We start from the raw sequence: 10587 nt of genomic DNA on the forward strand, positions 1-10587 counted from the left end.
GAGCGCTACACATGTTCAAAAGTGCAGTGCTCGCGGAGTGACTGGGGAAGCGGCAATGCTTCTCAGGTACTGCGCACCCGCTGTACTTTGCTCAGGGCCAGCATGCCCATGATTCCCGCCAGCAACATCATGGCCCACTGTGGCAGCGTGGGGATGGCCGTGACATTGCCGGGCGCTGCGCTTATCCATGCCGGGCCGCCCGGGTCATCAATAATGCCGTTGACGCTCAGGTCACTGTCGCCTGCGCCGCCATCGGTCAGGGTCAGGGTGATGGTGTTGCCACTGATCACCGCGCCGGGGTAGGCATACCAATGGTCAGCGGGGTTGTCTGCTGTTGGGCCGTATTTGTAGTAGCGTGCTCCTGCGGGCAGATCAAACGGGTAGGTCAGTACTATCGTGGAGCTGTTGCCAGCAGTGCCGTCGGTCAGCCGCAGGCTTACGGCCCCGTGCGGCAGGATGACACCCTGCGGCAAGGCGGTTCCCACGCTGGCTGCTGTCAGGCTCTGCGCTGCATCCAGGTTCCATTCGCTGTCTGTAACAGACAGGTTCAGAATTTTGCCGCTGTGTGGGCCTTCGGACAGTGGCAGCTGCATCTCGGTGCGTCGCGGAGGAGCTTCTACGCCCTTCGCCTTGAGTGTGAAGGTGAACAGGTCACCACTTGAGCCTGAGCATGTCAGTATATCCGTGTAATCCCCTGGTTCTTTTGCGCTGACGGTTATTGTCAGCGTTGCGTTGCTGTTGGCAGGTATTGTTAGAGGGGACTGGTCAATCGCAAATGCACTACCATCATTTATACTGCAGCTAAGTGTTTCATCAGCCGAGGCATGATTTTGAAAGCTAATAGTGGAGTTAGAGGCTTTAACCAAGAGGTCTGTCGTTTTTTCTTCGGCCGGAGTCGGGTCGACAGTGAACTGCGGAAGCTCGATTGTACTGCCACTAGGCGGGGATGAGGTCAGCGTGTAAAACGCTGAGCCTTTGAGCGTGAACGCTAGCTCTTCCACTAACCCATCGCCGATATTGTTTTCCATCACCCAGCAGATCATTTCGGAGCTGAATTCACCAGCAGATGTGCTGTCGAAGAATACGTCAAAGCTTAAGCTAGCATCTTCTCCCGCAACAAATTTTTCATGCGGTTGTGGCCCGGCGGCATCCGAGAAGGGTTCGCTCAATAAATGCGGTGCGCAATACACGTCCAGGTCAACCCTGTTTCCGGTACTGTTTATGATAAACGGGGCGGAGGTTGCAGGCGTCCCTACCTGCTGTCGAGGAAAGACAACCTCGGCGCCCGTGGCGGGAACAGAAGCGACAGGCATAACAGCCCCTGCCCTGAATTTGTAGATGAAAGCGTGACCCGTACTATCTTCACACTCCAAGGAGGCATCAACAGGGGGGGAATGCCTGTCAGTGTGGTAAGTTACAGTTAGATCGAATGTTCCATTGGGGGCAATACTGCCCGGGATCTCGCTCAGGTAGAAGTCGCTTGCAGTAGACCTCACCTCGCAGCTAAGACCTGTTGGACTGGCGTTGGTGTTACTGAACTGGATACGTCGTTTCAGGTGTGAATCAGGGTTTTCCGGGAATAAATAACCCATATCGACGATACCGCGGATCGGCCATGCGTCAACAAGCTTAGCCTCTAAAGGGCCAAAGCTCTCGCCTGACAGGTTATAGGTAAATGATCCTCCCAAATTCTCTCCACAGCTCAGAGTGCCGGTAAATATTCCGCTGGTCTCAGGGTTGAGGAAAACGGTCAGATCTGCACTGCCTTTGCCAGGTATGACAATGTTACCGCTGGAAAGTGAAAATGGACCTGCTCCACTGGTTACGCTACAGGCAAGAACGGCCTCGATGGAGTTACTGTTCTGAAAGTTGATTGTACGGCTGGTTGCGCCATCGGCAATAATCTGGGTTGGCAAAATAATGGAAGAACCACTGTCTGGCGTGGCCGTAGTGGGAACAACATAGTTTCCTGAAACTGAATAAGAAAATATACTTCCGGTACTATCTGTGCAGGTTAGTGTATCCGTGTAATTGCCAACCTCTGCTGTTGAAAAGCTGAGAGTAACGTCGCCCCAGCCGCCCGGTTCAACGGTCTGACTGCTGGTATCCAGTGAAAATTCAGCGCCTTTATCCAGCTTGCATTCAAGACCTACAGGCAATTCGTTATTCCCGTTGTGGAATTGAAACAAATACTCGCTTACTGCGTTAATGGGAAGATTGGGCGAAGTCACTGAACCTGGCGCAGTTCTAGCGTTCAACGGTAGCGGGCCACCGATAAAGTGCCCCTCCGCAATGCCGCCGCCGCTAATATGGATTTTTTCTTGTGTTGAAGGAAAGCCTTCCGCCCCCCAAACATAGGATACTTTGTAGAGATCCGCGCGACCAGTATAGACATACAGTTGGTTTTTAAGCGGGTGTGCTTCTATATTCAACGGAATAGAGTCGTTTGTATCGAATTTTATTGATCCAATGTAACGAGGCCCGTTAGCTTGGACTACGCGGATGTTTGCAGATTTGCGATAGCCATCCGGAAAAAAGTCTCCTGTAACTCCGTTGACGAACGCAAGCTGACCATCGTATGAAAAAGTGATCTGTCCTCGGGAAGTGTTACCACCGGGCAGTAAAGTGTACATTCTTTCGGCGCCAACGTATCCGTACTCGCCGTCCTTTACGCCAACAGAGCTGACAACGCATTCGTCAGTATCCGTCCTGCGATCAAAGCCACAACTATGATAAAGATGCCGGTAAGGTCCACCAAAGGCGTTCCTCGGATTTGGATTGGCACGTATGGAGCGTTGTCCGGAGGGCGAGAAAAAGCCAAAGCCGCCTACGCCTTTATAGGTAAAATTTTCTGTATCATAAAAGCGGTATGTCCCCCTCATGCTTAAGGCCACCATTACAACACTGTTGTCGGGTAAAACATCGATGGCCTTAACTCCACCGCCCACGTGAACGGACGCCAACACTTGACGAGATTGAGCATCAATAAAGTAAAGGTGGCCCGCGCTATCCACGGCATAGATTCTTTGCCCATCGGGGCTGGATGTCACCACAGTTAAATAATCGTTTGCCGAAAAGCCCTCTTCTGGGGGAATGGCAATATGGGCCGCGACTGTATGACTGGTGGTGTCAATGACTGTTATCTCGCGGTCCACCAGGCTTGATCCGACAGCTCCAGCTATGACGCCATACACATATTTCCCGCCAGGACGCGCGTCTAGATGACCTAGCGTTCTGCCAACGTCAAGCCGTTTAACCTCGCTCATTGTATTTAAATCGACTACCGCAACAGATTCGCCTGCATTCAAGTAAGCGAAGGGGGCAGCTGTTGTAGTATTGGCTGCAAAAAGAAATAGTAAACAGGCGCATCTCGTGAGGCAGCGTTTCAGAAAATACATCCATACCCCGGTCAGTAGTATGAAGCAGGACTGTTCTTTCATTTGTAACTCCATTTGGGATATCTCTACCTTGCCTCAGGCTCTATTGTTTCGCTCGCTACCGGAGCAGGAGTTGGAGCTCACGGTGTCAGGCACGATTCCCTGTGGATACTCTGAGCCGTGCGAGGCTGTTGGCGGCTCGGTTTTCCGTTGGGTACATCGTTTTATTCCCAAGTTCATACGTGATGGGGAAAAGTAGCAAATGCAGAAAAAATCGGCGTCCACTGAGCGTTACACATATGAGAAAGTGCAGCGCTAGTGGAGTGATTGTGGGGGGCGGCAATGCTTCTCAGGTATTGCGCACCCGCACTCTGTTCAGGGCCAGCATGCCCATGATTCCCGCCAGCAACATCATGGCCCACTGTGGCAGTGTGGGGATTGGAGCGACGTCCTGTGTTATCCATGCCGGGCCGCCCGGATCATCAATGATGCCGTTGACACTCAGGTCACTGTCGCCTGCGCTGCCATCGGTCAGGGTCAGGGTGATGGTGTTGCCACTGATCACCGCGTCGGGGTAGGCATACCAGTGGTCAGCAGGGTTGCCTGCTGTTGCGCCGTATTTGTAGTAGCGGGTCCCGGCGGGCAGCTCTTCCGGGTAGGTCAGCACAACCGTCGCATTGCTGCCCGGCGTGCCATTGGTCAGACGCAGGCTTACGGCCCCGTGCGGCAGGCTGACCCTTGGCGGCAAGGCAGTAGCAAAGCTGGTCGCTGTCAGGCTCTGCGCTTTTTCCAGGCTCCATTCGCTGCCTGTGACCGTCAGATTCAGCGTTTCGCCGTTGTGTGGGCCTTCGAGCAGTTGCAGTGGCATATCGGTGCGCCGAGTTGCAGTGGTGGAAAAACTGGCGCTGGTTTCCTGCAGGGCCGTAGTTTCGCCGTAAAGGCTCATGATGCCGGTAGTCTGGCCGCTGCGCAGGGTAAAGGTGGCTGTATGGCTGTTGCCCACCGTGACTGGGGCCGTGAGGCGCACAGTGATTTGATCACCGCTTTTGACAATGGCTTCCTGTACCCAGTCGCCGGTGCCGTTTATCTGGAATTCGGGGTTGCCATCGCCACTGATGCGTGCACCGCCCCAGGCCTGGCCAGCAGGTACGCTGGACCCAAGGGTGAAAGCGGAGAAGGTGGCGAAATCTCCGGCGCTGACTGTCAGCGCACTGGGGGGCGTCAAAGTTGCAAAAGGCTGTCCGCCGCGCACAAGGCGAACGTTGTAGCCTTCATTACGGTACGTCAGGGCGTAGCTCGAAGAGTTAAAGTCTACGCGTATAGGGTCGTAGCTCCCGAAGATGTAAGAGGCAGACCCAGACCAGACATGCGAAGAAGGTGTATCGGGAAATACGCTTTGGTTGATCTTGGGGGGGGCGCCGCAGTTCTCGGTAATTTTCAGCAACTCGTTCTTGTACGCCATGCGCCAGCCGCCGCTCACCAGCAGGTTCTGGCTGAAGCCGGCCCCGATGCCCAAGTAGGTTTGATCCGCGAAGGATGCGGGCAGCAGGCGGTCCGTTTCGGCCCAGGTGTTCCAGTTTTTCGCCTGCGGGGTCCCGGCGCATTGTCCGCTCTCGAACGTCATGCCTTCGATGCAGCGCTTCCACACCAGACCGGTGGGCCAGTGCATGGCGCTGGCGACGCCATTGGCCTCGCCCAGAATGTATTGATCGTCCGTGTTATCGCCTGTGGGGCAGTTCTGCGCCTGTGCCAGCAGTGGTGAGGCGCAGGCGCCCAGCAGGGTCAGCCAACGCGTCAGTGAGAGAGTCCTGTGGCGAAAAAAACGGCTCTTGGTCGTCTGGATTCGGTGCTCGGGTGCTGACATGTTGTTGTCTCCGCTTTGATTTGTGCGAAAACTAACAAAGGTGGGAGCAATTAGCGTCCACTGAGCGCTACACCTGTTCAAAAGTGCAGCGCTAGTGGAGTGATTGTGGGGCGGTAATGCTTCTCAGGTATTGCGCACCCGCACTCTGTTCAGGGCCAGCATGCCCATGATTCCCGCCAGCAACATCATGGCCCACTGTGGCAGTGTGGGGATTGGAGCGACGTCCTGTGTTATCCATGCCGGGCCGCCCGGATCGGCGATGATGCCGTTGACACTCAGGTCGCTGTCGCCCGCGCCGCCATCGGTCAGGGTCAGGGTGATGGTGTTGCCACTGATCACCGCGCCGGGGTAGGCATACCAGTGGTCAGCGGGGTTGTCTGCCGTTGGGCCGTATTTGTAGTAGCGCGTGCCTGCGGGCAGGTTTTCCGGGTAGGTCAGCACAACCGTCGCATTGCTGCCCGGTGTGCCATTGGTCAGACGCAGGCTTACGGCACCGTGCGGCAGGGTGACTCTTGGTGGCAAGGCGGTAGCCAGGCTGGCCGTTGTCAGGCTTCGTGCTGAATCCAGGTGCCACTCGCTGCCTGTTACCGTCAGATCGAGTGCTTCGCCGCTGTGTGGGCCTGCGGGCAGTTGCAGTGATAGACCGGTGCGCCGGGCCGCAGTGGTGGAAAAACTAGCGCTGGTTTCCTGCAGGGCTGTGGCTTCACTGCCGCCATTGCTTGCATTGTCGCTGGTGCCGGTGGTCTGGCCGCTGCGCAGGGTGAAGGTAACGGTACGGCTACCGGAGTCCGGGGCGTTGAAACGCACGGCGATCTGATCGCCGCTTTTGACAATGGCCTCCTGCACCCAGCCGCCGGTGCCGTTTAGCTGGAATTCGGGGTTGCCATCGCCACTGATGCGTGCACCGCCCCAGGCCTGGCCGGAGGGCATGCTGGGCGCAAGGGTGAAAGTTGGGAAGGTGACGGAGTCTCCAGCGCTGACGGTCTGCGCGCTGGGGGACGTCAGAGCGGCAAAAGACTGTCCGCCGCGCACAAAGCGAACGCGGCCGCTATAGGGAAGGAAGTCCCTGCCGGTGAGGAAACTTTTGAAGTACACGCCCCACGCCATCTCAGGAATGTCGGCGTAGGGCGAACCCGACCAGAAATACTCAGACGGAGTATTGGGAAACACTGTGCGGTTGACCTTGGGGTTGTTACCACACCCCTCGGCGATCTTCATCAATTCATTTTTGTACGCCATGCGCCAGCCGCCGCTCACCAGCAGGTTCTGGCTAAAGCTGGCCCCGATTTTCCAGTCGGTTTGATTTGCGAAGGATGTGGGCAACAAGCGGTTCGTTTCGGCCCAGGTGCTCCAGTCTTGCGCCTGCGGGGTGCCGGTGCATTCTCCGCTCTCGAACGTCTGGCCCTCGCTGCAGCGTTTCCACACCAGACCGGTGGGCCAGTGCATGGCGCTGGCGACGCCATTGGCCTCGCCCAGTATGTATTGATCATCTATGTTATCGCCTGTGGGGCAGTTCTGCGCCTGTGCCAGCAGTGGTGCGGTGCAGGTGCTCAGCAGGGTAAGACAACGCGCCAGCGAGAGAGCCCTGTCGCTAAAAAGTTGGCTTTTGGTCGTCAGAGTTCGGTGCTCGGGGGCTGGCATGTTGTTGTCTCCGCTTTGATTTGTGCGAAAACTAACAAAGGTGGGAGCAATTAGCGTCCACTGAGCGTTACACATATGAGAAAGTGCAGCGCTAGTGGAGTGATTGTGGGGGGCGGTAATGCTTCTCAGGTATTGCGCACCCGCACTCTGTTCAGGGCCAGCATGCCCATGATTCCCGCCAGCAACATCATGGCCCACTGTGGCAGTGTGGGGATTGGAGCGACGTCCTGTGTTATCCATGCCGGGCCGCCCGGATCGGCGATGATGCCGTTGACGCTCAAGTCACTGTCGCCCGCGCCGCCATCGGTCAGGGTCAGGGTGATGGTGTTGCCACTGATCACCGCGTCGGGGTAGGCATACCAGTGGTCAGCGGGGTTGTCTGCCGTAGGGCCGTATTTGTAATAGCGGGTCCCGGCGGGCAGATCTTCCGGGTAGGTCAGCACAACCGTCGCATTGCTGCCCGGCGTGCCATTGGTCAGACGCAGGCTTACGGCCCCGTGCGGCAGGCTGACCCTTGGCGGCAAGGCAGTAGCAAAGCTGGTCGCTGTCAGGCTCTGCGCTGCATCAATGTGCCATTCGCTGCCTGTTACCGTCAGATCAAGCGTTTCGCCGCTGTGCGGGCCTGCGGGTAGTTGCAGTGATAGACCGGTGCGCCGGGCCGCAGTGGTGGAAAAACTAGCGCTGGTTTCCTGCAGAGCGGTGGCTTCATTGCCGCCATTGCTTGCATTGTCGCTGGTGCCGTTGGTCTGGCCGCTGCGCAGGGTGAAGGTAACGGTACGGCTACCGGAGTCCGGGGCGTTGAGACGCACAGCAATCTGGTCGCCGCTTTTGACGATGGCTTGCTGCACCCAGCCGCCGGTGCCGTTTATTTGGAATTCGGGGTTGCCGTCGCCACTGATGCGTGCACCGCCCCAAGCCTCACCAGCGGGCACACTGGGTGCAAGGGTGAAAGTTGGGAAGGTGGCGGAGTCTCCGGCGCTGACGGTCTGCGCGCTGGGGGACGTCAGAGCGGCAAAAGACTGTCCGCCGCGCACGAGACGAACGCGCTGGTTGTTGCTTCGGTTGGAGGTGCCGGTGCCAAAACCGCCGAAGGACACATCCCACGCGCTGTTCGAATTGATGGCACTGGGAGACCCAGACCAGACATACGAAGAAGGGGTATCGGGAAATACCCTGCGGTTGACTCTGGGGTTGGTGCCGCAGTTTTCGGTAATCTTCTGCAACTCGTTCTTGTACGCCATGCGCCAGCCGCCGCTCTCCAGCAGGTTCTGGCTGAAGCCGGCCCCTATGCCCCAGTTGGTCTGATTCGCGAAGGATGTGGGCAGCAGACGGTCCGCTTCGGCCCAGCTGTTCCAGTCTTTCGTCTGTGCAGTGCCAGTACATTGGCCGTTCTCGAACGTCTGACCTTCGCTGCAGCGCTTCCACACCAGGCCGGTGGGCCAGTGCATGGCGCTGGCTGTGCCATCGACCTCGCCCAGAATGTATTGATCGTCCGTGTTATCGCCGGTGCAGTTCTGCGCCTGTGCCAGCAGGGGGGCGGCGCAGGCGCCCAACACTGTGAGCCAACGCGCCAATGAGAGAGTTCTGTGGCTAAAAAGTCGGCTTTTGGTCGTCAGGGTTCTGTACTCGGGGGCTGGCATGTTGTTGTCTCCGCTTTGATCTGGGCAAAACCCTAGCAAAGGGGGAGAACATTGTCCTCCACTGAGCGCTACACATGTTCAAAAGTACAGCGCCAGTGGAGTGACTGGGGATAAAGCGGCAATGACCCTCAGGTACTGCGCACCCGTACTCTGCTCAATGCCAGCATGCCCATGATCGCCGCCAGCAACATCATGGCCCACTGTGGCAGTGTGGGGATTTGAGCGATCTCCTGTGTTATCAACGCCGGGCCGCCCGGATCATCAATGATGCCGTTGACGCTCAGGTCACTGTCGCCCGCGCCGCCATCGGTCAGGGTCAGGGTGATGGTGTTGCCACTGATCACCGCGCCGGGGTAGGCATACCAGTGGTCAGCGGGGTTGTCTGCTGTTGGGCCGTATTTGTAGTAGCGCGTGCCGGCGGACAGGTCTTCCGGGTACGTCAGCACAACCGTCGCATTGCTGCCCGGCGTGCCATTGGTCAGACGCAGGCTTACGGCCCCGTGCGGCAGGGTGACTCTTGGTGGCAAGGCGGTAGCCAGGCTGGCAGCTGTCAGGCTCTGCGCTGCATCAATGTGCCATTCGCTGCCTGTTACCGTCAGATCAAGCGTTTCGCCGCTGTGCGGGCCTGCGGGCAGGGGCAAGGCGATTGCCGTACGTGCGGCAAAGTTTGCTGTGACCGTGCAGGACGCCATTATGCTGCCTGTGTTGTAACTGCCGCCACTCCAGCTTCCTGCCGGGCAGGTACCACTAATGGTGGAGCTGTAGTTGGCTGCTGGTGTGACCGTAAAACTTGCCGTCTGCCCTGCAGTAACCAACTGCACGCTGGACGGTGCGATGCTGCCATTGGCCCCGACTGACGGCGTCACCTCATACTGGCGAGGGGCACTGCATTGCCCGGAATCGGCACCGCCATACTGCCCCAGGCAGGTCCAAGTGAAGGAGGTTGCGCTGCCATCCACGGCGCTGGCTGTACCTGCACTGCACAGGTTGGAGCTGGGTACGTCGACAGTAGCCATCCCGCCCGCCAAGCCGCAAGCCCCCACTGTGGGTACGTTCAATGTAAAGCTTGCGCTGGTTTCCTGCAGGGCGGTGGCTTCAATGCCGCCATTGCTGGCATTGGCGCTGGTTCCGGTGGTCTGGCCGCTGCGCAGGGTGAAGGTAACGGTACGGCTACCGGAGTCCGGGGCGTTGAAACGCACGGCGATCTGGTCGCCGCTTTTGACGATGGCTTCCTGTACCCAGTTGCCGGCACCGTTGAGCTGGAATTCGGGGTTGCCATCGCCGCTGATGCGCGCACCGCCCCAGGCCTGGCTGGCTGGCAGGCTGGCCGGCAGGGGGAACGATGGGAAAGTAACGGTGTTGCCTTGCGTAACAATCTGTGCGGCAGGATTGGTCAAAGAAGCGAAAGGTTGCCCGCCGCGCACGAGACGAATGTTGCGGCTTTCATTGAGAGCTCTAATGGCGCTGCCGCCAGAGTTGAAGTTTACGCTTAGCGCACTGAGCCCCATTAAAGAGGAAGTGGGACTCCCAGTCCAGACAAGCGATGGCGGCGTATCGGGAAATACGCTACGGTTGATCTTGGGAGTGTTGCCACAGTTCTCGGTAATCTTCAGCAACTCGTTATTGTACGCCATGCGCCAGCCGCCGCTCTCCAGCAGGTTCTGGCTGAAACCAGTCCCAATGCCCCAGTGGCCTTGACTGTTGAAGGATTTGGGCAGCCGCCGGTCCGTTTCTGCCCAAGTGTTCCAGGTTTTCCCCTGCGCGGTGCCGGTACATTGACCGCTCTCGAACGTCTGGCCCTCGCTGCAGCGCTTCCACACCAGACCGGTGGGCCAGTGCATGGCGCTGGCTGCGCCATCGGCCTCACCCAGAATGTATTGATCATCCATGTTAACGCCTGTGGGGCAGTTTTGCGCCTGTGCCAGCAGTGGTGCGGTGCAGGTGCCCAGCAGGGTAAGCCAACGCGCAAGTGAGAGAGCTTTATGGCTGAAAAGTCGGCTTTGGGTCGTCAGGGTTCCGTACTCGAGGGCTGGCATGTTGTTGTCTCCGCTTTGCTCTGGGCGAA

General features: G+C 57.9%; 5 protein-coding genes. All 5 read right to left on the reverse strand.

Going from position 1 to position 10587, the window contains the following annotated elements:
* Positions 1-62: 62 nt before the first annotated feature.
* Positions 63-3440: an IPTL-CTERM sorting domain-containing protein gene (locus BLV48_RS18735; protein WP_175527608.1), complete on the reverse strand. Its 3378-nt coding sequence runs from the start codon at positions 3438-3440 to the stop codon at positions 63-65.
* Positions 3441-3726: 286 nt separating this feature from the next.
* Positions 3727-5241, reverse strand: coding sequence for an IPTL-CTERM sorting domain-containing protein (locus BLV48_RS06740; protein ID WP_091825148.1), 1515 nt, complete (start codon positions 5239-5241; stop codon positions 3727-3729).
* Positions 5242-5364: 123 nt separating this feature from the next.
* Positions 5365-6882: an IPTL-CTERM sorting domain-containing protein gene (locus BLV48_RS06745; protein ID WP_175527609.1), complete on the reverse strand. Its 1518-nt coding sequence runs from the start codon at positions 6880-6882 to the stop codon at positions 5365-5367.
* 125 nt (positions 6883-7007) lie between these two features.
* Positions 7008-8522, reverse strand: a complete 1515-nt coding sequence (locus tag BLV48_RS06750) for an IPTL-CTERM sorting domain-containing protein (protein WP_091825154.1) — start codon at positions 8520-8522, stop codon at positions 7008-7010.
* Between the two features lie 128 nt (positions 8523-8650).
* Positions 8651-10558: an IPTL-CTERM sorting domain-containing protein gene (locus tag BLV48_RS06755; RefSeq protein WP_091825157.1), complete on the reverse strand. Its 1908-nt coding sequence runs from the start codon at positions 10556-10558 to the stop codon at positions 8651-8653.
* Positions 10559-10587: the final 29 nt, after the last annotated feature.

The sequence above is a fragment of the Marinobacterium iners DSM 11526 genome (genome assembly GCF_900107855.1).
GTDB lineage: Bacteria > Pseudomonadota > Gammaproteobacteria > Pseudomonadales > Balneatricaceae > Marinobacterium > Marinobacterium iners.

Coding starts and splice junctions, on each gene's coding strand:
- BLV48_RS18735 (WP_175527608.1), bottom strand. CDS start 3,440: ATGAAAGAACAGTCCTGCTTCATACTACTGACCGGGGTATGGATGTAT.
- BLV48_RS06740 (WP_091825148.1), bottom strand. CDS start 5,241: ATGTCAGCACCCGAGCACCGAATCCAGACGACCAAGAGCCGTTTTTTT.
- BLV48_RS06745 (WP_175527609.1), bottom strand. CDS start 6,882: ATGCCAGCCCCCGAGCACCGAACTCTGACGACCAAAAGCCAACTTTTT.
- BLV48_RS06750 (WP_091825154.1), bottom strand. CDS start 8,522: ATGCCAGCCCCCGAGTACAGAACCCTGACGACCAAAAGCCGACTTTTT.
- BLV48_RS06755 (WP_091825157.1), bottom strand. CDS start 10,558: ATGCCAGCCCTCGAGTACGGAACCCTGACGACCCAAAGCCGACTTTTC.